21 protein-coding genes are annotated in these 24,831 nt (G+C 67.3%); 14 read left to right on the top strand and 7 right to left on the bottom strand.

Translation table 11 applies throughout. The features are described from left to right. Window positions 1-58 precede the first annotated feature (58 nt). The 3 genes from LO787_RS18040 (at window position 59) to LO787_RS18030 (ending at window position 5,438) form a co-directional block, all read left to right on the top strand. Window positions 59-1,225, top strand: a complete 1,167-nt coding sequence (locus tag LO787_RS18040) for a GGDEF domain-containing protein (RefSeq protein WP_232492370.1) — start codon at window positions 59-61, stop codon at window positions 1,223-1,225. A 131-nt stretch (window positions 1,226-1,356) separates the two neighbouring features. After that, window positions 1,357-4,968 carry a PAS domain S-box protein gene (locus LO787_RS18035; protein ID WP_232492369.1) on the top strand — a complete coding sequence of 1,204 codons (3,612 nt, stop codon included), beginning with the start codon at window positions 1,357-1,359 and terminating at the stop codon, window positions 4,966-4,968. Between the two features lie 86 nt (window positions 4,969-5,054). Continuing rightward, window positions 5,055-5,438, top strand: a complete 384-nt coding sequence (locus LO787_RS18030) for a response regulator (RefSeq protein ID WP_232492368.1) — start codon at window positions 5,055-5,057, stop codon at window positions 5,436-5,438. Between the two features lie 12 nt (window positions 5,439-5,450). On the opposite strand, the gene LO787_RS18025 is transcribed toward LO787_RS18030, so the two are convergent. Further along, window positions 5,451-6,236 carry an energy transducer TonB gene (locus LO787_RS18025; RefSeq protein ID WP_232492367.1) on the bottom strand — a complete coding sequence of 262 codons (786 nt, stop codon included), beginning with the start codon at window positions 6,234-6,236 and terminating at the stop codon, window positions 5,451-5,453. 148 nt (window positions 6,237-6,384) lie between these two features. On the opposite strand from LO787_RS18025, the gene LO787_RS18020 reads away from it, so the two are divergent. The 8 genes from LO787_RS18020 to LO787_RS17985 all read left to right on the top strand — a co-directional run bounded on the left by LO787_RS18020 (window position 6,385) and on the right by LO787_RS17985 (window position 15,152). Continuing rightward, entirely contained in the window at window positions 6,385-7,125 is a 741-nt protein-coding gene (locus LO787_RS18020; RefSeq protein ID WP_420847762.1) for a PepSY-associated TM helix domain-containing protein, read from the top strand. A gap of 14 nt (window positions 7,126-7,139) precedes the next feature. Continuing rightward, complete coding sequence (locus LO787_RS18015) at window positions 7,140-7,628, top strand: DUF2271 domain-containing protein (protein ID WP_232492366.1); 489 nt, start codon at window positions 7,140-7,142, stop codon at window positions 7,626-7,628. Between the two features lie 47 nt (window positions 7,629-7,675). Beyond that, window positions 7,676-8,584, top strand: a complete 909-nt coding sequence (locus LO787_RS18010; protein WP_232492365.1) for a DUF4198 domain-containing protein — start codon at window positions 7,676-7,678, stop codon at window positions 8,582-8,584. A gap of 14 nt (window positions 8,585-8,598) precedes the next feature. Then, complete coding sequence (locus tag LO787_RS18005; RefSeq protein ID WP_232492364.1) at window positions 8,599-9,570, top strand: FAD:protein FMN transferase; 972 nt, start codon at window positions 8,599-8,601, stop codon at window positions 9,568-9,570. Window positions 9,571-9,716: 146 nt separating this feature from the next. After that, a complete protein-coding gene (locus LO787_RS18000) occupies window positions 9,717-12,137 on the top strand; it encodes a TonB-dependent receptor (RefSeq protein WP_232492363.1) in 2,421 nt (806 codons plus the stop codon). A 109-nt stretch (window positions 12,138-12,246) separates the two neighbouring features. Continuing rightward, a complete protein-coding gene (locus LO787_RS17995; RefSeq protein WP_232492362.1) occupies window positions 12,247-12,927 on the top strand; it encodes a Fe2+-dependent dioxygenase in 681 nt (226 codons plus the stop codon). Beyond that, the gene (locus LO787_RS17990) at window positions 12,924-14,045 is read left to right on the top strand and encodes an alpha-hydroxy acid oxidase (RefSeq protein WP_232492361.1); all 1,122 of its coding nucleotides are present in this window, start codon (window positions 12,924-12,926) and stop codon (window positions 14,043-14,045) included. Before LO787_RS17995 ends, LO787_RS17990 begins: the two co-directional genes overlap by 4 nt. Before the next feature lie 771 nt (window positions 14,046-14,816). After that, on the top strand, window positions 14,817-15,152 hold the full coding sequence (locus LO787_RS17985) for a hypothetical protein (protein ID WP_232492360.1): 336 nt from the start codon (window positions 14,817-14,819) through the stop codon (window positions 15,150-15,152). A 127-nt stretch (window positions 15,153-15,279) separates the two neighbouring features. Here LO787_RS17985 and LO787_RS17980 read toward each other — a convergent pair whose 3' ends face one another. Continuing rightward, the gene (locus LO787_RS17980) at window positions 15,280-16,287 is read right to left on the bottom strand and encodes an NADP-dependent oxidoreductase (protein ID WP_232492359.1); all 1,008 of its coding nucleotides are present in this window, start codon (window positions 16,285-16,287) and stop codon (window positions 15,280-15,282) included. A gap of 152 nt (window positions 16,288-16,439) precedes the next feature. On the opposite strand from LO787_RS17980, the gene LO787_RS17975 reads away from it, so the two are divergent. Then, on the top strand, window positions 16,440-18,926 hold the full coding sequence (locus tag LO787_RS17975) for a TonB-dependent receptor (RefSeq protein ID WP_232492358.1): 2,487 nt from the start codon (window positions 16,440-16,442) through the stop codon (window positions 18,924-18,926). A 455-nt stretch (window positions 18,927-19,381) separates the two neighbouring features. Here the strand turns inward: LO787_RS17975 and LO787_RS17970 are convergent, their stop codons facing one another. From LO787_RS17970 to LO787_RS17960, 3 genes are all read right to left on the bottom strand, one after another. Next, window positions 19,382-19,810, bottom strand: a complete 429-nt coding sequence (locus LO787_RS17970) for a nuclear transport factor 2 family protein (protein WP_232492357.1) — start codon at window positions 19,808-19,810, stop codon at window positions 19,382-19,384. A gap of 181 nt (window positions 19,811-19,991) precedes the next feature. Beyond that, complete coding sequence (locus tag LO787_RS17965) at window positions 19,992-20,342, bottom strand: Rieske (2Fe-2S) protein (protein WP_232492356.1); 351 nt, start codon at window positions 20,340-20,342, stop codon at window positions 19,992-19,994. Window positions 20,343-20,364: 22 nt separating this feature from the next. After that, window positions 20,365-21,372: an NADP-dependent oxidoreductase gene (locus tag LO787_RS17960; protein WP_232492355.1), complete on the bottom strand. Its 1,008-nt coding sequence runs from the start codon at window positions 21,370-21,372 to the stop codon at window positions 20,365-20,367. 113 nt (window positions 21,373-21,485) lie between these two features. Between LO787_RS17960 and LO787_RS17955 the strand changes: the two genes are divergently transcribed. Beyond that, the gene (locus LO787_RS17955; RefSeq protein WP_338045386.1) at window positions 21,486-21,896 is read left to right on the top strand and encodes a nuclear transport factor 2 family protein; all 411 of its coding nucleotides are present in this window, start codon (window positions 21,486-21,488) and stop codon (window positions 21,894-21,896) included. Between the two features lie 4 nt (window positions 21,897-21,900). On the opposite strand, the gene LO787_RS17950 is transcribed toward LO787_RS17955, so the two are convergent. Continuing rightward, window positions 21,901-23,232 carry an ATP-binding protein gene (locus tag LO787_RS17950; RefSeq protein ID WP_232492354.1) on the bottom strand — a complete coding sequence of 444 codons (1,332 nt, stop codon included), beginning with the start codon at window positions 23,230-23,232 and terminating at the stop codon, window positions 21,901-21,903. Next, on the bottom strand, window positions 23,232-23,912 hold the full coding sequence (locus LO787_RS17945; protein WP_232492353.1) for a response regulator: 681 nt from the start codon (window positions 23,910-23,912) through the stop codon (window positions 23,232-23,234). The genes LO787_RS17950 and LO787_RS17945 overlap by 1 nt, the downstream gene beginning before the upstream one ends. 141 nt (window positions 23,913-24,053) lie before the next feature. Between LO787_RS17945 and LO787_RS17940 the strand changes: the two genes are divergently transcribed. Continuing rightward, complete coding sequence (locus tag LO787_RS17940) at window positions 24,054-24,788, top strand: hypothetical protein (RefSeq protein ID WP_232492352.1); 735 nt, start codon at window positions 24,054-24,056, stop codon at window positions 24,786-24,788. Window positions 24,789-24,831 lie beyond the last annotated feature (43 nt).

The following is a 24,831-nucleotide window of genomic DNA, read 5'->3' as shown; positions in this document are numbered from 1 at the left end:
GTTTTGTTTAGGATACCGCGCTAACACCTCGGCAGGCAAAGGGGGCCGGGACTTTTCGATGTCGGTGGATGCACATACGATGCTGTTGCTGTCGAACGCGATCGCGTTCGTGGCCGCCGCATTTCTTCTCATCGAATGGCGGTCCCTGCGCGAAGGCTTCCTGCTGAGCTTCGCGCTCGGCTTCCTGTGCATCGTGGTCGGCTGCACGCTGGCGCCGCTGCGGCAGGAAGGATCGTTCCTCATCGGCGTGTGGCTGTCGAACTCGATGGTGCCGCTGGCGCACCTGATGTTCCTGCGCGGCGCCGCCGCCTTCGCCGACCGCAGGCTCTCGCCCGGATGGTACTTCGCCCCGGTGGCCTGCGCCGCGCTGATGGCGATCCCCGAACCGCACGCCCGCGACCAGATGATGTCGCTGTTCAACGCCGCCTTCGTGGCGCTGCTCTCGCTGCGCGCCGCAAGCGTGCTGTTCGAGGCGCGGCGCACGACCGGGTCGGAGACGCGGATGCTGGTCTCCACCTTCCTCGCCCACGGCTCCTTCTATGCGGTGAAGGCGGCCTGCGCCTTCGCGCCCGGCGCCTTCGTCGATCTCGCCAGCTACACCGGCGCGATGATCGCGCTGTCGCTGTTCGAAGGCATTCTCGTCGAGGTCGCGCTCGCCATGTCGATCTCGGGCGCGCTCCGGCGGCGGCGCGAGGAGCGCGTGAACCGCCTCGCGCAGAGCGATCCGCTGACCGGCCTGCTCAACCGCCGCGGGTTCGAGGCACGCTCGGTGGACGTGCAGGCACAGGGCGGCGCGCTGCTCGTTATCGACGTCGACAACTTCAAGACTATCAACGACTGCTTCGGACACCAGGAAGGCGACCGCCTGCTGGTAGCGCTGTCGGAGTTCCTCCGGGACAGCCTTCCGGCAAGCGCGATCGCCGCGCGGCTGGGTGGAGACGAGTTCGCGGTGCTGCTCCCGCGCGTGGATGCCGCCGGGGGCCTGCGGGTCGCCGAAGGGCTGTGCTCGGGGTTCGCTTTGCGGCAGGGTGGTGACGCCTGTGGCACGCTCAGCATAGGCTCGGTGTCGTTCAGTGCAGGCACTTCGGACCTGTCCTTCGCCCATCTTGAGGCCGACCGCGCGCTCTACGACGCCAAGAGCAAGGGCCGCAATCGCGCCTGTCCCGCTCCGAAACCGCAGGAATCCGCCCCTCCCCTACGCTTCCCGAGAGCCATCGCGGGCTGACAAGATGGATTGACGGGGAACCCTCCCCCGCGCGATGTGTTCCCAGAGCACAAACGACGACGGAAAGCCCGTCCGGCGGCGCAAAGGGGACGGTAAAGGGCATGGCGCGCAGCGAGGGGAACGACGGGTTCATGGGACTCGAAGGCGATCTCGCATGGCGCATCGCCACCTATGACTGGGCCTCCACCCCCATCGGCGCGATCGAACGCTGGCCGGTCAGCCTGCGCCATACCGTCGCGATGATGCTCCCCTCCCCGGTGCCGCTGGTGCTGCTCTGGGGGCCTGAGGGCGTCATGCTCTACAACGATGCCTATGCCGAGTTCGCGGGCGGGCGCGACAGTCGCCTGCTCGGCTCGAACGTGCTCGACGGCTGGGCGGAAGTCGCTGAATTCAATGCCAATGTCATGAAGGTAGGGCTTGCCGGCGGTACCCTATGCTACCGCGACTTCATGCTCACGCTCCACCGCCACGGGCGTCCCGAGCAGGTCTGGCTGAACCTCGACTACTCCCCCGTTCCCGGCGACGACGGCAAGCCAGCCGGGGTCATCGCGGTAGTCGTCGAGATCACCGAGGCCCACCATGCCCGGCTGGCGCTGGAGGAAAGCGAAGCCAAGCTCCGCTTCCTCGACGATCTCGGCCGCGCCGTGGCGGACTGCCGCCAGGCCGAGGACATCCTCGCCATCACGACCCGCCTGACCGCCGAGCACCTCGGCCTGTCCAACTGCGCCTACGCCGACATGGACGATGACGGGGACGGTTTCACCATCCGCGGCAACTGGCACGCCGACGGTTCGCCCTCGATCGTGGGGCATTACAGCCTCGCCGACTTCGGGCAGCTTGCGGTGCAGGAACTTTCGGCCGGTCGCCCGCTCATCATCAACGACAACAGCGTCGAGATAGCGCCCGAGGAAGCCAGGACTTTCCAAGACATCGGCATCGCCGCGACCATCTGCATGCCGCTCGTGAAGGAAGGCCGTCTGACCGCCCTCATGGCGATCCACGACAGCAGTCCGCATCACTGGACCTCCTACGAACTCGGCGTGATCCGCGAGGTCACGGAACGATCCTGGGCCCACATCCAGCGCGTCGGCGCGGAGGGTCTGCTGCGTGAACGCGAGGGCTACAACCGCCAGATTCTCGACGGCGCGATCGACTACGGCATCGTCGCGACCGACCTCGACGGGAATGTCACCCTCTGGAACACAGGCGCAGCGGCGATGCTCGGCTGGACCGAACCGGAGATGCTCGGCCACCCGATCGACCTGTTCTTCACGCCCGAGGACCGCGCCGCCGGCCGTCCCGCCGCGAAACGCCGCGAGGCGCTGGAGAACAGTCGGGCCCACGATGCGCGCTGGCACCTGCGCAAGAGCGGCGAGCGGTTCTGGGGCCTTAGCGAGATGACCCCGCTGCGCAACGAGGCAGGGGCCGCCATCGGCCTCGTCAAGCTCATGCGCGACCGCACCTTCGAACACGACGCGCAGGAAGCCCTGCGCCTCAGTGCCGAGCAGCTGAGTCGCGCGCAGGTTGCAGGCGGCGTCGGCCTGTTCTCGGTCGATATCGTGGCGAACACCATCAGCGGCACCGACGAATTCTGCCGCATCTTCGGCGTGCCGCAGAACGGCCCAATGCCGCCGGAGCTGTTCGAGCAGATTATCGTTCCCGAAGATCGCCACCTGTCGTCCAACCACGCGCGGCGCAACTCCGGGGTCGCCGCACTCGACGTCGAATATCGCATCCGCCGACCCGATACCGGCGAGGAGCGGGTGATCGCCCGCAAGTCCGAGTTCGAGTTCGATCCTGCGGGCAACGCGGTGCGGATGATCGGCGCGGTCAGCGATGTCACCGACCGCAAGCGCACCCAACTGGCCTTGGAGAAGAGCGAGGCGCAGTTCAGCGCCCTCGCCCAGAATATGCCGACGCAAGTATGGACGGCGCGCGCCGATGGCCGGTTCGACTGGTTCAATGACCGCGCCTACGCCTATTCCGGCGAGCCACGCGGCGCGCTGGAAGGCGATGGCTGGGCCCGCCTCGTCCACCCGGACGACCGCGCCGCAACGCTGCATCAGTGGTCCAGCGCTCTGGCGACGGGCGAAAGCTACGACACCGAACTGCGCCTGCGCGACGCCGAAGGGCTCTATCGCTGGCACCTCGCCCGTGCGCTGCCGCTGACCGACGCCCACGGCACGATCACCGCATGGGTCGGCACCTTCACGCAGATCGAGGCGCAGAAGCAGGCCGAAGCCGCTTACGCGCAGGACCGCGACAGGCTCTGGAGCATCAGCCGCGACCTCATGCTGGTCTGCGACTTCAACGGGCTGATAACTGCCGTCAACCCTTCCGCCGAGCGGTTGCTGGGCTGGCACGAGGGAGAGATGCTGGGCCGCCGCGTCGCCTCCTTCGTCCATGCCGACGATCTGGATGCCACCGCCGCCGAGATCGCCAAGCTGTCGACCGGGCAGCGCACCATCGCGTTCGAGAACCGCTACCGCACCAAGGACGGCGACTATCGCCTGATCGCCTGGACGGCGGTGCCCGACGAACGGCGCATCCACGCCATCGGCCGCGACATAACCGAACAGCGCGCCATCGAGGAGGCCCTGCGCCAGAGCCAGAAGATGGAGGCAGTCGGCCAGCTTACCGGCGGCATCGCGCACGACTTCAACAACCTGCTGCAAGGCATCACCGGCTGCCTCGACATGATGCACAACCGGCTGGCACAGGGTCGGACGAAGGATCTCGACCGCTGGCTGACGGGCGCGCGCACCTCGGCGGAGCGGGCGGCGGCACTGACGCATCGGCTGCTCGCCTTCTCGCGCCGCCAGCCGCTCGACCCGCGCCCGGTCCGCACCAATCCGCTGATCGCCTCGATGGAGGACATGCTGCGCCGGACGCTGGGCGAGCACATCGAGCTTTCGCTCGTGCTGGCGGGCGGGCTGTGGCTGACGCGCTGCGACGCCAACCAGCTCGAAAGCGCCATCCTCAACCTCGTCATCAACGCCCGCGATGCGATGCCGCAGGGCGGCAAGCTCACCGTCGAGACGTGCAACGCCCATCTCGACAGTCACTACGCCGCGCGCGAGCGGGACGTGAAGCCGGGCCAGTACGTGTGCATCGCCATCACTGACACGGGCGTCGGCATGAGCCGGGATACGGCCGCGCGGGCGTTCGAGCCCTTCTTCACGACCAAGCCGATCGGACAGGGCACCGGGCTCGGCCTGTCGATGATCTACGGCTTCGCGCGCCAATCTGAAGGCTATGCCCGGATCTATTCCGAGGAAGGCATCGGCACCACGATCAAGCTATACCTTCCGCGCCATCACGGCAGCGACAGCGCGCCGGATGAAAGCGACCAGCTAGCCGCCCTGCCCCCCGCACAGAGTGGCGAAGTCGTGCTGGTGGTGGAGGACGAGCCGGTCGTGCGGGGGCTGATCCTCGAAGTGCTAGACGAACTCGGGTACAACGCCATCGAGGCATCGGATGGGCCTGCGGGCCTCGCCATCCTCCAGTCGGACCGGCGGATAGACCTGCTCATCACCGATATCGGCCTGCCCGGCCTCAACGGCCGTCAGGTCGCGGACGGAGGGCGCGCCAGCCGTCCCGGCCTCAAGGTGCTGTTCATGACCGGCTATGCCGAGAACGCGGCGCTGGCCTCGGGCTTCCTTGAGCCCGGCATGGCGATGATAACCAAGCCCTTCGCCATGGACCTGCTCGCGGGACGGATACGCGAGATCATCGAAGGCTGAAACCCGGCTTGCCGAAGGCTTCAAGCGCTGCCAATAGCTTGGAAGCGCGATGTGTGGTCGCGTACACACATGCCGGAGGATCGCACATGCCTGACGACACGCCGCGATTCGACGGCCTGCGGGTGCTGGTGGCGGAGGACGAGTTCCTCGTCTCAATGCTGCTGGAAGAGATGTTGGCCGACCTTGGCTGCGAGGTCGTCGGGCCCTTTGCGACCCTCGGCGCGGCGCTGGATGCCGCAGGCACCGGCGATTACGACGTCGCGGTGATCGACCTCAACCTTGCCGGACAGAAGGCGGACCCGGTGATCGCCGAACTGGCGGCGCGCGACGTGCCGCTCGCGATCGCCAGCGGCGGGTTCGAGCCGGGCCTCGACCATCAGCCGACCGTGCGGCTCGACAAGCCCTACAGCTCCGCGCAGCTCGAACAGGCGATGACCGCGCTGCACGCGGCCCTGCAGGACCGCGCCTGACGGCCCGGTCGCTCAGGCGGTGGTGAGGACGAACGGGATCGTCACGTAACCGCGCACGGCCGTCGCCACCCCGTTGCTCATCGTCGGCGACCAGCGCCAGTGTTTGACCGCACGCAGTGCGGCGCCGTCGAGGCGCGAACTGCCGCTGCTCGACGCGACCTTGATGTCCTTTACGGTGCCGTCGGAGCCGACCAGCAGCAGCAGCTTCACCGTCCCCTGCTCATGCGCGCGACGGGCGTCGACGGGATAGGTCGGCGGCTTGGCGAAGAGCACCTTGCTGGAAAGGTCACCCCCCTCCATCGTCGAGGCGGGCGCAGGCGCCACTGCGGGAGCGGCGGCAGGCTTCACGCCCTCGCTCACGAAAGTCGGCGGAGCAGGCGGCGGCGGGGCATCGACCATGACCTGCTGCGGGCCGGGGCTCGGCAATTCGATCATCGGCTTGGGCGCCACCGTCTGCGTCACCGCAGCCTGCGGCGTCTCCAGCTTGGTCGGCTCGGGCGGGGGAGGCGGCGGCGTGACCTCGAGTTCCTCCAGTTCGACGGCGGTCAGGCGCATCCGCTCCTTGTGCGCAGCGACGATATTAAGCGTGGCAAGACAGGCACCCATGCCCAGGATCATCGCCGCCGAGGCGATCAGCGCGACGGGATTGGCGCGAGCCGGACGGTATTCCGACCGCTCCCACCCAAGTGGCGACAGCGATTCGACGGGTTCCTGCGCCACGAACCCCAGCTCGCGCAACGCAGGCGGGACGGGGACGAACGCACGTTCATCCAGCGCGGGCGCCGCGACTGTCGCCAATTGTAACCTCCTGCCAACCACTATTGCGAGTGATTTGCATATACACTAAGCAGCTCGTCGTCCAGAGGGCTCTTGGCATCGCAAACGACGTGTGGCGGCACGTTAGCGCCAAGGTGACGCCCTCCCCAGAACCGAAGGATGCGACATCTTGGAAGTTGCCGACGCCCTAGACCGACGCGACGCCGATCCGGGCGACGCCGGAGCCTCGGACGATGCACGGACGGTCGCCCCGCCGCGTCCCGCCAAACCGAAGGCCGCCGCCGGCAAGAAGAAGAAAAACAAGAAGGCCCGCGCCTTCTGGCTCAAGCAGTTGCATACTTGGCACTGGGTCAGCGCGGCCATTTCGCTCGTCGGCATGCTGCTGTTCGCCGCGACCGGGATCACCCTCAACCACGCCGCCTCGATCGGCGCGGAGCCGGTGGTTACGCAGAGCGAGGGCAAGGTGCCGATAGCGCTGCTGACGAAGCTCCACGCGCCGGGCGACGCCACCGATCCGCTTCCGCCCGAAGTCGCGAAGGCCGTGGCAGCCGCCGTTCCCCTCGACCCGAGCGGCCACGCCGCCGACTGGACGGGCGAGGACGAAGTCTACATCGCCATGCCGGGACCGGGGCGCGATGCCTGGGTCAGCATCGACCGGGCGACCGGCGAAGTGCAGGCCGAAGTGACCAATCGCGGCTGGATCTCGTACCTCAACGATCTCCACAAGGGGCGCAACACCGGCGGGGCATGGTCGTGGTTCATCGACCTGTTCGCCGTCGCCTGCCTGATCTTCACGATCACCGGCCTGTTCCTGCTCCAGCTGCACGCGAAGCACCGGCCGATGACCTGGCCGCTGGTGGGCCTCAGCCTGCTGATCCCGCTGCTGCTGGCACTCCTTTTCATCCACTGACGAGAAAGCATGTGATGACCAGAACCAAGATCCTGCCCGCGCTGCCGTTGCTCGCGGCAGGTACTATTGCCACGCCTGCGCTTGCCGCCTCGGTCACCGTGACCGTTCCGCAGATCAAGGTGGCCGAGTACCACCGGCCCTACGTGGCTGGCTGGGTCGAGCCCGCCGCCGGCGGCAACGCCCGCACGATCTTCGTGTGGTACGATCTCAAGAAGCGCGGCAACGAGCCCGGTACCAAGTGGCTGGCGGACCTGCGCACCTGGTGGCGCAAGGGCGGCCGTTCGCTGAACCTTCCCGCCGATGGCCTGAGCGGCGCGACCCGCGCGCCCGGCAGCTACACCGTGGCGATCCCGGCCAACCTGCCCAAGGGCGACTACGTCCTCAAGGTCGAGGCCGCGCGCGAGACGGGCGGACGCGAACTCGTCTCCGTGCCCTTCACCGTGGGCGGCAAGGGCGGCTCGGCTTCCGGCAAGACCGAACTCGGCACAGTCACCGTGCGCTGATTGCTCAGCGTTGATCCATTCTTTCATTCGATAACAGGGGAACACCAATGCGCTTCCGCTCCATCCTGATTGCCGCTGCGGCCTCGTCCGTGCTGGCCACGCCTGCCCTTGCCCACCGCATGTGGCTGCTGCCTTCGACCAGCACGCTGGCAAGCACGAACGAGTACGTCACCGTCGACGCCGCCGTTTCGAACGACCTGTTCTACCCCGACCATGTCGCCATGGACCCCGCTCAGGTCAGCGTCTGGGCGCCCGACGGCACCGAGGGCAAAGTCGAGAATCCGTCCAAGGGCCGTCATCGCGGCACTTTCGACGTCGCGCTGAACAAGGCAGGCACCTGGAAGATCGGTATGGAGCGTACCGGCGTCATGGGCACGTTCAAGGTCGGTGCCGAGGAATGGCGCGTGGGTGGCCGTGGCCGTCCGCAGGGTCCGGGTGCTCCCGGTGGACCGGGCGCACCTGCCGGTGCCGGTGCTCCTCCGGCGGCTCCGGCAGGTACCCCTGCCCGCCCGCCGATGCGCATGGTCCCGACCGTCGCCGACATCCCGGCCAACGCCACCGACATCAAGCTGACCGAGTCGGTCACGCGCAACTTCGTCTACGTGACCGCGGGCGCGCCCACCAAGGTTGCGCTGACCGGCAAGGGGCTGGAATTCGACCCGATCACGCACCCCGATGAACTCGTCTCGGATGAGGAAGGCTCGTTCCGTTTCCTGATCGACGGCAAGCCTGCTGCGGGCGTCAAGATCACTGTGGTCCCCGGCGGCAAGAAGTACCGCGAGGCGGAAGATGCGCAGGAACTGACCACCGGCGCTGACGGCACCGTCAAGATCAAGTGGCCGGTCGCAGGCTGGTACTGGCTGAACGCCAGCGCTGAGGACGCCAAGCCGAGCGACAAGAAGGCCAGCGCCCGCCGCATGGCCTTCACCACCACGCTGGAAGTCGTCGCACCCTGACGACCGAAGCCTCCATGCGTCTCGCCGTCCCGCTCGAGATAGACCCCGCCTCGTTCGCCACCTGGCGACAGGGGCTGCCAGTGGTCGAGATGGGCGGCGAGACGATGGGCACGACCTGGCGCGTCAAACTCGCCGCCCCGCCCGGCTTCAACCGAGCGGCGGTGGCGGCTGCCATCAAGGCGCGCCTCGAAGACATTCTCGCCCAGATGAGCCATTGGCGCGAGGACTCCCTGCTCGGCCGGTTCAACCGCGCCGATGGCGGGGCATGGCTCACCCTGCCCGCCGACTTCGCGCGGGTGATGGAGGCCGCGCTCGATGTGGCGGAGCGTTCGGCGGGGGCGTTCGACCCCGCCGTCGGCACACTCGTCAACGCGTGGGGCCATGGTCCAACGCCCGTGATGCGCCCACCGACGCTTGCGGAGATCGAGGCCGCGCGCGCCGTGTCCGGCTTCATCCGCCTTGCATACGAACCCGAGACCCGCCGCCTGCGCCAGCCCGGCGGCCTGCGCCTCGATTTTTCCGGCATCGCCAAGGGTTACGCCGTCGATGCGCTCGCCGCGCTGCTGGACGACATGGGCTGCCACCACGCTCTTGTCGAAATCGGCGGCGAACTCGTCGGACGCGGCCTGCGTCCAGACGGCGATCCCTGGTGGGTCGATCTCGAGACACCGGCTGAGGGCATCGCCCCCTTGCGCATCGCCCTGCACCAACTCGCCGTCGCGACCTCGGGAGACTACGTTCGCGGACGGCATACCATCGATCCGCGCAACGGCCTGCCGGTGGAACATGCAATGGCGGTCAGCGTCGTCCATGCCTCGGCCATGCTCGCGGATGCCTGGGCCACGGCGCTGTGCGTGCTGGAGCCCGGCACGATGCGCGATCTCGCCATCCGGGAAAAGCTTGCCGTCCGCGTGCTCACCCGGCTTGACGACGATATCGTTGAATGGGTCAGCCCTGAACTCGAGGCGCTGCTGGAGCCCGCTTGAACATCGTGTGCTCGGGTCATGTTGCAACGTAAGTTCAACACCCTGCATCAAAAATGAAAACCGCAGGAAACATTTTTGAAATGGGCACTTGATAATGCGAGTAACTCTCAATATCAGCCCCTCCGTCAAGCTTCAGAGGGGAAGACATGTCCATCAAGTCCAAGGCGGCCGCGCGCCGCACGTTCCTTGCGCTGTCCTGCATCGCGCCGGTCTTTGCGCCCGTCGCCCATGCTCAGCAGGCTGACGGCGATCGCAGCCTCGGCGGCGTGACCGTCAGCGACAGCGCGATCACCGAGGAGCCGGGCCGCCGCCTTGAATCGCCTAAGCGCACCCGCCCCGTCCGCGACACGCCGCAGACCATCACCGTCCTTACCAACGAGGTGATCGAGCAGCAGAACCTGCTGACCCTGCGCGATGTCCTCGCCACTGTCCCCGGCATCACCTTCGGCGCTGGCGAAGGCGGCACCGGCCCGAACGACAACATCAACTTCCGCGGCTACAGCGCGGCGAACGACATCACCATCGACGGCGTGCGTGACAGCGCGCAGATCACCCGCACCGACCCGTTCAACCTTGAGCAGATCGAGATCACCAACGGCGCCAACTCGGTGATCTCGGGCGCCGGTTCGGTCGGCGGCAACATCAACATCATCACCAAGCGCCCGAAGGCGGACGACGCCTACGTCGTCACCGGCGGCGTCGGCACCGACGATTACTATCGTGCCACCGCGGACCTCAACAAGCGCGTCAACGACCTCATCGCCGTGCGCCTCAACGCCATGTGGCACCGCAACGACGTGCCCGGCCGCGACGTCGAGAAGTACGACCGCTGGGGCGTCGCACCTTCGATCACCATCGGTATCGAAAGCCCGACCAGCCTGACGCTGCAGTATGTCCATCAGGAAGACGACAACATCCCGCAGTACGGCCTGCCTTACTACAACGGCGGCACGATCCCGGGCGTCCACCGCAGCGACTACTTCGGCTTCCGCAACGTCGACCGCCAGAAGCTCAACACCGACCAGTTGACCGCGATCTTTGAGCATGAAGTCAGCGACAGCGTCTCGATCCGCAACCTCGCCCGCTGGCAGGACACACGCCAGCTGACCATGGTGAACCCGCCGCAGGGCACGTACTGCCTGTCCTCGGGCGTGACCCCCACGGGCGCGGCCTGCACCGTCAACATCGGTACGACCGCCGCGCCGAACAACGTGCTGGTTCCGGCAGGCTACTACTACGCCACCGGCCCGCGCGGCACGACCCGCGACACGCGCAACCAGCTGATGTTCGACCAGTTCGACGTCAAGGCCGTGTTCAACACCGGCGCGATCGAGCACACGATCAACGTCGGTGCCGCCGCGACCTGGGAAAAGTACGACCTCTACAACGGCAACGTGCTGCGTAACGCCAACGGCACCAACGCCTTCACCCGCCTGCCGCTGATCAACATCGACAACCCGAACGAAGTGATCGTCGGCCCGGCTACCTCGGCCTTCACGTATGGCAGCAACGTCTATACCGGTGCGATCAACTTCATCCGCGCCGGCCACACCATCGGTGAGCAGACCAACGTGGCGGGCTACCTGTTCGACACGATGAAGCTGGGCAAGCTGGAACTGAGCGGCGGCGCCCGGATCGAGCGCAACACCGGCAGCTCGCGCGCCGACACGATCTCGACCGCGACCGCGACGCTGGGCCAGGTGACGCCAGGCACCAAGGCGAGCAATTCCGACACGCTGTTCTCGTACCGCGTCGGCCTCAACTACAAGCCGGTCGAGGCGGTCAGCCTCTACATCGCCTACGGCAACTCGCGCACGCCGTCGAAAAACTCGGTCAACGGTTCGTGCACGGCCGAGGCGCCGGGCGTGGTCAACACAACCTGCAACATCAGCCCGGAATCGGCCAAGAACTACGAGATCGGCGCAAAGGCCGAACTGTTCGACGGCGGCCTGCTGCTGACCGCCGCCGCGTTCCGCAACGAGCGTGACAAGTACGCCGTCGTCTCCGGCGACCCGACCGTTCCCGACCAGCAGCTCGACGGCAAGTCGCGCGTTGACGGCATCGCGCTGGGCGTCACCGGCCGCATCACGCCGAACTGGAACGTCACCGCCAACTACACCTATCTCGACAGCGAACTGCTGCAGTCGGTCTCGGACTTCTGCCTTGCCAACCCCGGCGCGCAGACCACGAACCCGGTGCGCACCTGCACCAACTCGGCGGCCAACCCGAACCCGGGCGCGGGCCAGTACCTGCCGCAGACCCCGAAGCACTCGGGCAGCCTATTCACCACGTACCGCCTGCCCTTCGGCCTGACCATCGGCTACGGCTTCACCTACCAGGGCCGCTTCATGCTCGCCGCCGGTACGCCGACCGCCGCCGCGTCGTTCTCGGACGATTACCTCATCCACCAGGGCTACCTGGCGTATGAGATCTCGCCCAACATCTCGGCGCAGCTGAACGTCAAGAACATCGGCGACAAGCTGTACTTCACGCGCATCCGCAACAACGGCTGGGCGACCCCGGGCGACGCGCGCTCGGCAGTGTTCACCCTGACCGCGAAGATGTAATCGACGATCCCAACGGCCCGGCGGGTGCTCACCGAGCGTACCCGCCGGGTTTCGTTATTGTTGATGCGGATCATTGTCAGCAGCCGCATCCTCGGCAAATAGAGACCGCATGGTCATAGAAATTCCCGAACTGTTCGACGCCGCCGAAGTCCGCGAGATTCGCGAGGCGCTCCAGACCGCCGACTGGGCAGACGGCCGCGCCACCGCCGGGCATCGCGCCGCGCTGGTCAAGGAGAACGAACAGCTCCCGCTCGATCACCCACTCGCGAAGCAGCTTGCCGACCGCGTGCTAGGCCGCCTGTCGCAGACCCCGCTGTTCATCGCCGCCGCCCTGCCCGCAAAGGTGCTCCAGCCCCGCTTCAGCCGCTACGACGGACGCGGCCATTACGGCAACCACGTCGACAACGCGATCTTCCCGATCCCCGGCACCGGCGAACACTTGCGCTCCGACGTGTCGAGCACGCTGTTCCTGTCCGACCCGGAGGAATACGACGGTGGCGAACTCGTCATCGAGGACATGTTCGGCACGCATACCGTCAAGCTCCCCGCGGGCAGCCTGATCGTCTATCCCGGCTCCAGCCTGCACCGCGTCATGCCGGTGACGCGCGGGGTGCGGTTCGTCTCGTTCTTCTGGACCCAGAGCTTCATCGCCTCGCCCGAGCGGCGGCGGCTGATGTTCGAACTCGACGGTGCGATCCAGTCGGTCGCGACCGACCATCCAGAACATGCCTCTGTCGATACGCTGACGCAGGTCTATCATAACCTGCTGCGGCAATGGTCGGCAACGTGAGCGCGCCCCTGCCGCCGCTCGCCGCGATCCCGCCGGACCTGCGTACCCTGTCCGACTACGAGCGCCGCGCCGAAGCACACCTGACGCCGGAAGCATGGCGGCACATCCAGGAAGGCGCAGGCCGCGAGATCACGCTGGCGGAGAACCGTTCCGCGTTCGACCGCATCGGCCTGCTGCCACGCGCCATGGCCGACCTCACCGGCAGCACGGAGATCGGACTGCTCGGTCGTCGCCATGCCTCACCGATCCTGCTGGCGCCGATCGCCTACCAGCGCCTCGCCCACCCCGAAGGCGAACTGGCCTGCGTCCGGGCGGCCATGGCGCTCGACACCGGCATGGTCGTCAGCACCCTGTCGAGCGTGCCGCTCGAGGACATCGCCGCCGCCGGACAGGGGATGGCGCGCGAACTTGGCCGCGCGCCTGCGCCGCTGTGGTTCCAACTCTATCTCCAGCCGGAGCGCGAGCATAGCCTGCAACTCGTCCGCCGCGCCGAGGAGGCAGGATACGAGGCCATCGTGTTGACCGTCGACGCGGCGCTCAAGCCTGCCGGCATGACGCTCCCGGCGGGGGTGGAGGCAGTGAACCTCGCCGGAATGCCGCGTCCGCGCCAGACCTCGGTGCCGGGCGGCAGGATCCTGTTGGGCACCCCGCTCACCGATGCCGCACCGGGATGGGATGACCTTGCATGGCTGCGCGAGGCGACCTCGCTGCCGATCCTCGTCAAGGGGCTGGTGCTGGGGGAGGATGCCGCGCGGGCGGTGGACGAAGGGGCCGATGCGCTGATCGTCTCCAACCACGGCGGGCGTGTGCTGGATGGTCTGCCGAGTGCACTCGAACTGATCCAGAGCGTCGCCGAAGCCACGCAGGGCCGTGTGCCGCTGCTGCTCGACGGCGGGGTCCGGATGGGAACCGACCTGGCCAAGGCACTGGCGCTCGGCGCGGCGGCTGTGCTGGTCGGACGCCCGCAGATGCACGCGCTGGCGGTGGCGGGGATGCCCGGCGTTGCGCACATGATCCACGTCCTACGCACCGAGCTGGAAGCCGCGATGGCGCAGCTTGGCTGCCCAAGGCGCGATCTGCTCACGCCCGATCGGCTAGTAATGCTGGGCGGAAGGTAGCACCTAATTCCTCCCCGAGCTTGCTCGGGGAGGTGGCAGCGCGAAGCGCTGACGGAGGGGGAATGGGATGGTCTATCCCCCTCCACCACCGCCTGCGGCGGCGGTCCCCCTCCCCGAGACAAGCTCGGGGAGGAATTGGCGTCGTCCCGGGCTCGACCCGGGACCGGTGGCTGTCTTTAGGGTAGGTGCTGTCGGCAGGGCGCGTGCAGCGCGGTGGGCCGGTCACGGCCAGCGGTCCCGGGTCGAGCCCGGGACGACGACGAACGCCGGACACACGAAAACGCCCGCTGGCGAGTGCGGGCCTAACGCCGGGGGAAGAGACGCGAGGATCCGAGAGTGAACATCGGGTCGGCGTCGTGAGCGTCCGGACGGGACGCGGGGGTTTTGTTTCCACAGCGCGTTGCGAGTGGCCGGGTAGGTGCGGAGAGCAGCCCGGCTCGACCTGTATTCCATCGGACCTGTCCGGTATGACCGACGTTGGGGCTCGCGTCGGTATCGGTCATGGGACTTCCGGGAGAGCCGCTCCCAGGCCGAGAACTCGGTTGGGGGAACGGCCGGGCCAGAGCCTAGAGGACGGTCCGGGTCTTCGATGGACACCGTGGTGCGTAGCTACGGCTTGATACCGCATCCCGGCCCACGACGCCGACCCGATACACCGCCGAACCCTTGTACGTCAGGTCCGGCGGATGCTGGGCCATATAACCTATTTGGCGATATTTGTCAACTGTATCCGTGCTTGCCGCCATCGTAGCCCTGCGTTAGGCGATCTCGATGGCAAAAGCAGATCGTCTCGAACGCCTCGACGCGCACCGTGCGGACCTCGAAGCGGACTATCGCGAGGCGCTGATCGCAGCGCTGCGGGTAACGGCCGCGGGCAAGTGGGGCCTGTTCGACCACAACGCCGACCGCCATGCCCGCGCCGCAGTCGCGCCGACCATCGCCAACCTAACTGAACTGGCGGAAGAGATCGACGCCGCGCGCGAGCAGCTGTTCATGGAGCCGTTCGAACTGCACCGCGAATTTCTGAACCAGCGCGGTCCGGTCAGCTCGCAGGCGGTGGGTGAGCCCAAGCAGGCGCAGGCCTGGCTGGCGAAGCTTACGGCCTGAGGTCCAAATTCGTCACCGCCCCCTTTACATCGTCATTGCGAGCGTAGCGAAGCAATCCAGCGCGGTGCCGTGACGCTGGATTGCTTCGCTACGCTCGCAATGACGAAGAGTTAAGGTCGACCGCCCCCTAGAGCCTGACCACCACCTTGCCGATGTTCTTGCCGGTCAGCATCCGCTCGTAGGCAGTCAGCACGTTGTCCAGCCCGGCGGTTTCGTCGAAGCGGACCGCCAGCTTCCCGGCGTCCAGCCAGCCGCGCAGCTGTGGCATGAACTCCGCCCCGCGTTCGAGGAAGTCGGGGATGAAGAACCCCTCTATCCGCAGGCGGCGCATGAGCACCTGGTCGAATTTCGCCGGGCCCGGCATCGGCGCGTCGGTGTCGTAGCCCGCGACCATGCCGCAGACGGCGACGCGGCCGTAATGCGCCATGTTGCCCAGCACCGCGTCGAGGATCGGGCCGCCGACGTTGTCGAAGAAGGCGTTAACGCCGCCCGGCACTTCGGCCAGCCGCGCCGCCACGTCCTCATTGCGATAGTCGATCGCCATGTCGACGCCGACCTCATCGATCAGGTAGCGGCACTTGTCCGCCCCGCCCGCGATGCCGACGACTTTCGCGCCGAGGTTCCTGCCGACCTGACAGGCAAGGCTGCCCGTCGCGCCCGCCGCGGCTGACACGACGAGCCACTCGCCCGCCTTGACCGCCGCCACTTCCCTGACGCCGACATAGGCCGTCCACGCATTCATGCCGAGCGCGCCGAAGTGCTGGCGCGGATCGGCGACGGTCTCGTCCACCACTTCCAGCCCGGTCAGCGCAGGGACGACGGTGGCGACGTCCGCCCACTGCCCGAAGCCGCGCACCAGCGCGCCGACCGGATAGGCCACGTCCGCGCTGTCGATCACCCGGCCAAGTACGAGGCCGACCATCTTCGAGCCCAGCGGCAGCGGCGGCTGGTAGCCGTCGGTACGCGGGCTCATCCACATGCGCGTGCCCGCGTCCATCGACAGCCACTCGACCGCGATGCGCACTTCGCCCTCGGCAAGCGGGGCGCAGTCCTCTTCCTGCAGGCTCAGGAAACGGGCGAAATCGGTATTTCCCTCGGGGTGGCGATCCAGTCGCCAGAAACGGCAGCGCGTCAATTCAGGTCTCCTCGCGCAGACCCTCGCGCCCGCCAGCCCGCAGGCCACCTGTCCAAACTGATAGGGCTATCCGTTTGCACAGGACACCCCCGGAAACGCGCGGGTCTAGGCAGGATGCAAGAACGATTACAAGAATACGGGAGGTTTCTGAAATGCGTATCCCCAAATCCGTCCTGCTCGTCTCCACGGCGCTGACGATGGCCACGCCCGCGATGGCGCAGGAAGCACCCGCGCCCGCCGTCGCGCCGCAGGATGACGCGGCCCAGCAGCAGCAGGGCGGCCTCAACGACATCATCGTCACCGCCCGCAAGCGGCAGGAGACGGTGCAGGACGTTCCGGTCGCCGTCACCGCCATCTCGGCCGAGCAGATCGCCACCCGCGACGTTACCAGCGTCGAGAAGATCACCGCCATCGCCCCGCAGTTCAGCGTCGGTCGCGCCTCCAACGGTTCGGGCGCGCAGCTGACCCTGCGCGGCATCGGCTCGTCCTCCACCTCGATCGGCATCGAGCAGTCCGTAGCCGTCGTCGTCGACGGTGCCTATTACGGCCAGGGCCGCGTCATCAACGAGGGCTTCTTCGACCTTGCCCGCGTCGAAGTGCTGAAGGGCCCGCAGGCGCTGTTCTTCGGCAAGAACGCGACCGCAGGCGTGATTTCCATCACCTCGGCAGATCCGACCGCCGCGCCCGAATTCATGCTGAAGGGCGGCTACGAATTCCGCAGCCAGCAGTACCGCGTGGAAGGCTACGCCTCGTTCCCGCTGACCGAGACGCTCGGCTTCCGCCTTGCCGCGCGCTATTCCAAGATGGACGGCGGCTATTACCGCAACGTCGCCGACGACATCAATTACACCGAAGTCGATTCCGTCAGCGTCCTCGCGGGCGGCACCGGCAACCCGACCACCCACGTCGCCACCCCGGCGGCACGCAAGGCCCCCGGCGAGGAGGAATTCCTCACCCGCGCCACTCTCAAGTGGGAGCCGACGGACCGCCTGACCGCCACCCTCAAGGGCAGCTTCGACCAGAGCACGGTCAACAACTCCTCGTGGAACTATGTCGCGTACCGCTGCGGCAACGGCGAGACCTCGCAGCTCAACGGCTATGCCTGCGGCAAGGACTTCGTCACCCACCAGAACAACATGCCCGCCGACATCGCCGCGACTTATCCTTATGCGAAGAAGGACGGCTCGCTCTACAACAAGTACCGTTCGGCGGGCGGCACCCTGAACCTGACTTACGATGCCGACGAACTGCAGCTGTCGTCCGTCACCAACTACCAGTGGAACAACAACCGCTGGACCTGCGCCTGCGATTTCCAGTCTGGCGGCAGCGAGAACGGCATCGGCCCGACGTGGGCGACCGAGAACTCGTCGTGGAAGGCGTTCAGCCAGGAACTGCGCGCACTGACGCAATTCGACGGGCCGTTCAACTTCATGCTGGGCATGCTCTACCAGAAGACCCGGCGTGACTTCGACCAGTTCGTGCTGACCGGCGGCGTCTCCAACTCCGCCGCGCCCGCGGGCTACGAATACGTCACCACCGCCAAGAGCAGCTTCACCAAAGGCGAGACGATGGCCGTGTTCGGCCAGGCGACCTACAAGATCTTGCCCAGCCTCGAACTGGCGGGCGGCGTGCGCTATACCGACGAGACGAAGAACAGCTTCTTCACGCAGCCCTACAACAACCCGCTGGTCCTCGGCATCTTCCGCGACCAGAACGACCCCGACGGCCTCGGTGTCGTGACCGCGCGCCAGCACTTCACCAACTGGTCGCCCGAAGCCACGCTGACCTGGAAGCCCACGCCCGACCTCATGGTCTACGGCGCGTACAAGACCGCCTACAAGTCGGGCGGCTTCTCCAACGGCGGCATCAACTCGAAGTTCTCGACCGATCCCACCGCCGACCTGACCTTCGATCCCGAGAAGGCCGAAGGCTTCGAGATCGGCTTCAAGTCGACGCTGCTCGACCGCCAGCTGCGCTTCAACGTCACCGCGTTCAACTACAAGTACAAGAACCTGCAGGTAGACTTCTTCAACTCGCCGATCTTCGCGTTCCAGACCCTGACCGCAGACGCGCGCACCAAGGGCGTGGAAGTGGAGTTCGAGTTCGCGCCCAACGGCGTGCCCGGCCTCGATGTGCACGGCTCGATCAACTACGACGAGGCGCGCTACATCGACTTCCCGCTGGCCCCCTGCTTCGCTGGCCAGACCCCGGCGGAAGGCTGCAACCTTCAGGGCAATAGCCGTCAGGATCTGACCGGCACGCAGCTTTCGGTTGCGCCCAAGTGGACCGGCAACCTCGGCATCGGTTACGAGATGTCGGTCGGTTCGGCCTACAAGCTGGGCTTCAACGTCGACTCCAAGTACTCGGGCAGCTACCTCGCCTCGGGCTTCGGCAACCCGCTGTCGCGCCAGAGCAAGTACGTGACGCTCGACGCCGGCATCCGCTTCGGCGCCGAGGACAGCAACTGGCAGCTCGCCGTCATCGGCAAGAACCTGACCAACCGCTTCTACGTGACCGGCGTGGTCGATGGTCCCTCGACCGGCGGCGGCACCGGCACCCCGGCGGGCGTCAAGGCCGACCAGCTCGGCTTCGGCACCCTGCCCCGCACCGTCATGGTGGAAGTGACGAAGAAGTTCTGATCCTTCCCAAGACCAAGAGAAGGGGGGCGGAGCCGCAAGGCCCCGCCCCTTTTTCTATGGCGCTTGTCCGGATTTGAATGACGACGACAGAATGCTATGATGCGGCAAGGAGGCCGATCATGAGCATTGCTGCGATAGTCTCGATAGCGGTCGGAGTGGCCGTCGCGATCATCATGAGTACCTGGGCGGTAGTCCAACTGCGCAAGAAAGCCTGAACGCGGTCTGTTCCGGCTTTCCGCGCGAGACGCCCCCTGAATCGTCATTGCGAGCGCAGCGAAGCAATCCAACGGCGCGAGGCCAGTCGTGGATTGCTTCGCTGCGCTCGCAATGACGAACCACGGGGCAAGGGCCTGTTACCCTAATCCCGCTCAGGCTGAGCTTGTCGAAGCCCCCGCCGATGGCACCCGCCTAAAGACGGCCAGCGGTCCCGGATCAAGTCCGGGACGACGGTATCCTCAGACGCCCTTCGGCGCGTGCTGGCGGTGGATGTTGCGGAACGAGCGGCTCTTGAACAGCCACTTGCCGTCGATCTTCACGCAGGTATCCTCGTAGACACCGCGGTCACGCATGGTCACGCCGTCCTGATCGTAGACCTCGGAGGTGTAGCTCCGCATCACAGCGTGCTCGCCGCTGACCTCGACCGAGCCGGGCCATGCCTCGAACATGATGCCGGGATAGGCCTTCATCGCCTCGATCCACATGCCGACGATGGCCGGGCGCCCCTTGGTGGTGCCAAGTTCGGGATAGTCGGGCAGCGACCATTCGGCGTCCTGCGCCCAGGTAGCGCCCCAGGCTTCGGCATCGCGGCGCGTCACCGCGTCGGCGTAAGTCTCAAGCAGTTCGCGAATGGCGAGGCGGTCCTCGAACGGGCCGGTGAAGGGCATTTCGGCATTCTCCCATATGATTTCGGGAGGATGCTAACCCCTGCCTCGACAGGCGAAACTATGCCTTGTGCGAGTAATCGAGCCCGCCCTCACCTCGTCATTGCGAGCGTAGCGAAGCAATCCAGCGCCATCACATCGCGCCGGATTGCTTCGCTACGCTCGCAATGACGCAGGAGGTGCGTCAGACCCCGACCGGCCGTTCGTTCGGACCCGGCGCCTCATCCGGCACGGCGACCTCGATGACGCCGCCCTCGATGCGCAGCGGGAAGGTGCGCAGGTCCGCGTAGGCGCCGCCGATGCAGCGGCCGGTGGCGGCCTCGAAGCGGGCGCCATGCAGGGGGCACATGATCGCCCCGCGCCGCACGCGGCCGGGGGACAGCAGCGCCGCCTGATGGGTGCAGCGGTCGTTCACCGCGCGGTAGCCGTCCTCGACCTTGACGACGAGGACGCTCCAGCCGCCCAGGCGGATGGCGGCCTTGCCCTCCTCGGGAAACTCGGCCTCGGCAATGACGGGGTGGAAGGTTTCGCTCATGGTAGCCATCGTTTGGAGGATCTCAGATGCAGACCAGCGTCTTGCCGATGGTGCGGCCGGACATGAGGTCGATGAAGGCGGCGGGCAGGTTCTCGAACCCGTCGCGCAAGTTGGCGAGCGGGCGCAGTTTGCCCTCGGCGACCCACTGGTCCAGCTCGGCCTGCGCCTGCTCCAGCACATGGGGGTAATCGTAGGTGATGAACCCCTCCATGCGGATGCGGTTCACCACCAGCTGCCACAGCGTCTTGACGCCATAGGGGTGATCGGCGTCGTTGTACTGGCCGATCATGCCGCACACCGCGACGCGGCCGTGCAGCCGCATGAGCGGCAGGATCGCCTCCAGCATCTCCCCGCCGACGTTGTCGAAATAGACGTCCACGCCCTCAGGCGCGGCTTTCGCGATCTCGGCGGCGATGTCGGGCGTGGCGCGGTAATCGATGGCGGCGTCGAAGCCGAGTTCGCGGATGACCTCGGCCTTCTCCGGCGATCCGACGAGGCCGATGACCTTGCACCCCTTGGCCTTGGCGATCTGGCCGACGGTCGATCCCGTGGCCCCCGCCGCCGCGCTGACGACGACGGTCTCGCCCGCCTTCGCCTCGCCCACCGCGAAGAGGCCGACCCATGCGGTCAGACCCACCGGGCCGAGCGCGCCCATGTAGTGATAGAGTTCGGTACCCGCCTGCTGGTGGACCTTCTCAAGCCCCCAGCTCTCGTTCGACAGGATATAGTGGTCCTGCCAGGTCGCGAAGGCGCGCACGAACGTACCCACCGGATAGTCCGGGTTGTTGGAGCGGACCACCTCGCCCAGCGACATCCCGTTGATCGGCGCGCCGAGCGCCACCGGCTCGATGTAGCTGGGCCGGTCATCAAGGAAGCCGCGGATCGCCGGGTCGACCGAACCGACGCGCATGGCCACCACGAACTCGCCGTCGCCGGGCTCGGGCATCTCCGCCTCGGCCAGCTGGAAGTCCTCGGGCACGGGCATCCCTTCGGGCCGCCGTGCCAGCAATATCTGTCTTACCTTTCCCATCCCCCCTGCTTAACCGCGCATCGGGCAAGCGGAAGGCTGGTCTAAACGCTAGGTTTGCGCGGGCGCAGGCTGGCGGCAAACTCCGTCCCAAACAGACACGGAGCAGGATCCCCATGAGCATGACCCCGGAAGAGATCACCGACCTCGTCGACCGCCTCTACGCCTCCGCAGGCGCGGGCGACTGGGAGACGGCGAACGCCATGCTCACGGACGATTTCGTCGCCTATGAAGCGGACGCGTTGCCGATGGCCGGGGCCTATCGCGGCAAGAACGGGCTGAAGGAACTCTTCGCCAAGGCCATGGGCATGGCTGACGTGGTCGGCCTCGACCGCAGCGACCTCCTCACCGGCAAGGACAGCGCCATCGCGGTCCTGACGATGCGCTTCGCCGACCCCGCGCTCAAGCCCGCCGAGCTGTGCGAGATGTTCCGCTTCCGCGACGGCAAGTGCTGCGAGATCAAGCCCTACTACTACGACCCGGCCCACTTCCATGCGGCGGCTGCGGCGAAGGCCGAGGCGGCCTGAGACCTCAGGCGTCGGCGGCCACGAAACCGAGGCGGAACAGCGCGCCCTGCGGCACGTTCGGCACCGCCTCTATGCTGCCGCCGACCTTGCCCATCAGTTCCTGTGCGATGGCGAGGCCGAGGCCGCCGCTGCGTGCCAGATCGCGCCGGGCGAGGCCGAAGCGCTCGAACCGTTCGGTCCCGTAATCCGCCAGCCCCGGCCCGGTGTCCGCGACCGAGAGCGTCGCGCCGGGACCGACGCTGACCGTCACGCTCGTCCCCGGCGGGGTGTGCTTCATCGCGTTCTCCAGCAGCACGTCGAGCGCGCGTTCGGCGAAATGGGCGGACGCGCGGGCCTTCGCGGCGGGCAGGCCGGTGATCTCGACATGCTTGCCTCCCGCGATGAGCAGCGGCGCGATGGCGGCCACGCGCTCTTCGGCGACGGCGCGCAGATCGACCACTTCCGAGGGATCGCAGACCATGGCATCGACCTCGGCGACGAGCAGCAACCGCTCGACGATGGCCTCCAGCGCATCGATCTGCCGCAGGAGCTGCGGGTCGCCGCCTTCCGGCTGCTGGCCGACCCGCAAGCGCAGGATCGCCAGCGGCGTGCGCAGTTCGTGCGCGGCATCGGCGGCGAAGTCCCGCTCGATGCGATAGGCGTCCTCCACCCGATCGAGCGCGACGTTGAACGCGCGCAGCAGCGGCAGCACTTCGCCCGGCATGCCCTCGGTATCGACGCGCTGGTGAAGCTGGTGCGGCGACACCCGCTCCACCTCGCGCGAGGCGCGGTCGATGGGCGCGAGCGAGCGACGCACGATCCACGCATCGGCAGCGAGCAACCCGACGATGAACAGCGCGAGCAGCCCCCCGCCGACGACCGCGATCTGCGTGCGCAGGTCGTCGAAGATGACGTCGGGATGGTCTAGATCCTGCACGATCACCACCCATGTCGCCTTCTGGCCGGGCAGCGGCGCGGTCACGCCGGAGTAGATCTTGGAGCCGCGAAGGCGCGTGAAGTAGGCCGGTTCGCTCCGCGTCGGCACGTTGAGCGCCGGGCCGAAGCGCAGCCCCTCCACCCGCACGCGCCGCCCGCGATCCTCGATCCAGAAGCTGAGGCTGCTTCCCCCGCCGCGCAGCCACGAACCGGCCTGCGGCGAAAGCGTCAGCCCGCCCGCCGGGTTTCGGCTGAGCCCCGTGAGCATCTTGTCTGCATATTCGTCGAGGATCTGGCGGTGCAGCCGGTCGCCGGTGCTGTCCACCAGCATCATCGCCCCGCCCGCCACCAGCGCAGCCGTCACCAGCGTCGCCACCGCATGCAGCAGCAGGATGCGCCGCAGGATGGAGTGGCTGCGCATCAGCCCTCCTGCTCGGCCCGCATGAGGTAGCCGAGGCCGCGCACGGTGACAATCTCCGCCCGCGCGTCCAGCGTCTTCAGGCTGCGGCGCAGGCGGTGGACGCCCACTTCGGCGGCGTTGGAGGAGAACTCCTCCCCCAGCCCGAAGAACACGGATTCGATCTGGGTCTTGCGCACCACCTTGTCACGATGGCGCAGCAGCAGGTCGAGCAACTGGACCTCGCGCGGCGGCAGGACGACCGTCTCTCCATCCACGCGCACCGTCTGCGATCCGGCCTCGTACTGCAGGCGTCCGCAGGCGAGCGTGTCGGCATGCTCGCTGGCGCTACGCCGCAGCAGCGCAGCGACACGGGCGACGAGTTCCTCGGCGGCGAAGGGCTTGGGGAGGTAGTCGTCGGCCCCGGCATTGAGCCCCGCCACCCGGTCCGCGATGGCCGAGCGGGCCGTCAGCGCCAGCACCGGCAGCTTGTGCCCCGCCGCGCGCAAGTCGCGCAGCAGGGCCAGCCCGTCCCGGTCCGGCAGGCCGAGATCGAGCAGCAGCGCCGCGTGGTTACCGGCCTCCACCAGTATGCGCGCCTCCTCGGCGCTGCCGACGATGTCGTTCGCGAAGCCCGCCTGCCGCAGGTGCGAGCCGATCAGTTCGGCCAGTTCGGCGACGTCCTCGACGATCAGCAGCCGCATCGACCGCTCCGATGCAGGGCCGCGCCGTAAGGTCGCCGTAAGTCGCGCCATGCTGCTGGCCGCGCGCAGATGCCATGGATCGTCCTCATCCCGCTCCTATCGCGGCGATGGAGCCATGGCGCAACAGGAGTGTCCTTTCCCATGCGCCCGTGCCGCCCGCCTGCCGTCCCTATACTGGCCGCCCCCATACTGGCCGCCCTGATCCTTCTGTCGGCCACTCCGGCAGCCGCGCAGGACTATCCCGACGTGCCCGAGCCGATGGTCTTCGACATGGTCCGCCCGCTGGGCGCGCGGGCGGGCGAGCTTGAGGTCAACGCCCTCGCCCAGACGCGCCTTTCCGGGCCGGACCGCGTGGTCGAATGGGCGCCCGAGATCGAACTTGCGGTCGCGGACGGGTTCGCCGTGGAACTCGAACTGCCGTTCGAGGACGAGCACGTCACGGCGTACAAGGTAGGCCTTCAGGGCACATTCGGCACGTTCGCGGAAGGCCGGGGCGTCCACGGAGTCCAGTATCTCGGCGTCTACGACCGGGAAGGCGGCCGGTGGGAAAGCAGCCTGCTCTACCTTGCCGGTTACCGCTTCGACGAACGCTGGAGCATGATGGCGATGGCGGGCGTGGGTGATGTCAGCTCGGGCCGGGACGGCGGCGGGCGGCTGTTGCTCAACCATTCGACCTTCTACGACCTCTCGGACGCCAGCCGCGTGGGCCTGGAGGTGAACTTCCGGTCCGGGCAAGAGCGGCACGTCCTGGTCATGCCGCAACTGCACCAGCGCCTTGGCGGGCACCTTTCGATGCAGGCAGGGATCGGCGCGGTCCACAGCGAGGAACTGGGCTGGCGACCACACGCGGGCCTGCGGATCATCCGCGAGCTGTGATTTGGGCCGCTCTTGTAAGGTTGCCGTAAGCCGGGGCGCGGTA

This window comes from Novosphingobium kaempferiae, assembly GCF_021227995.1.
GTDB classification, from domain to species: Bacteria; Pseudomonadota; Alphaproteobacteria; order Sphingomonadales; family Sphingomonadaceae; genus Novosphingobium; species Novosphingobium kaempferiae.
The sequence above is the reverse complement of the archived record's forward strand: the minus strand, read 5'-3'. Positions and strand labels throughout refer to the sequence as shown.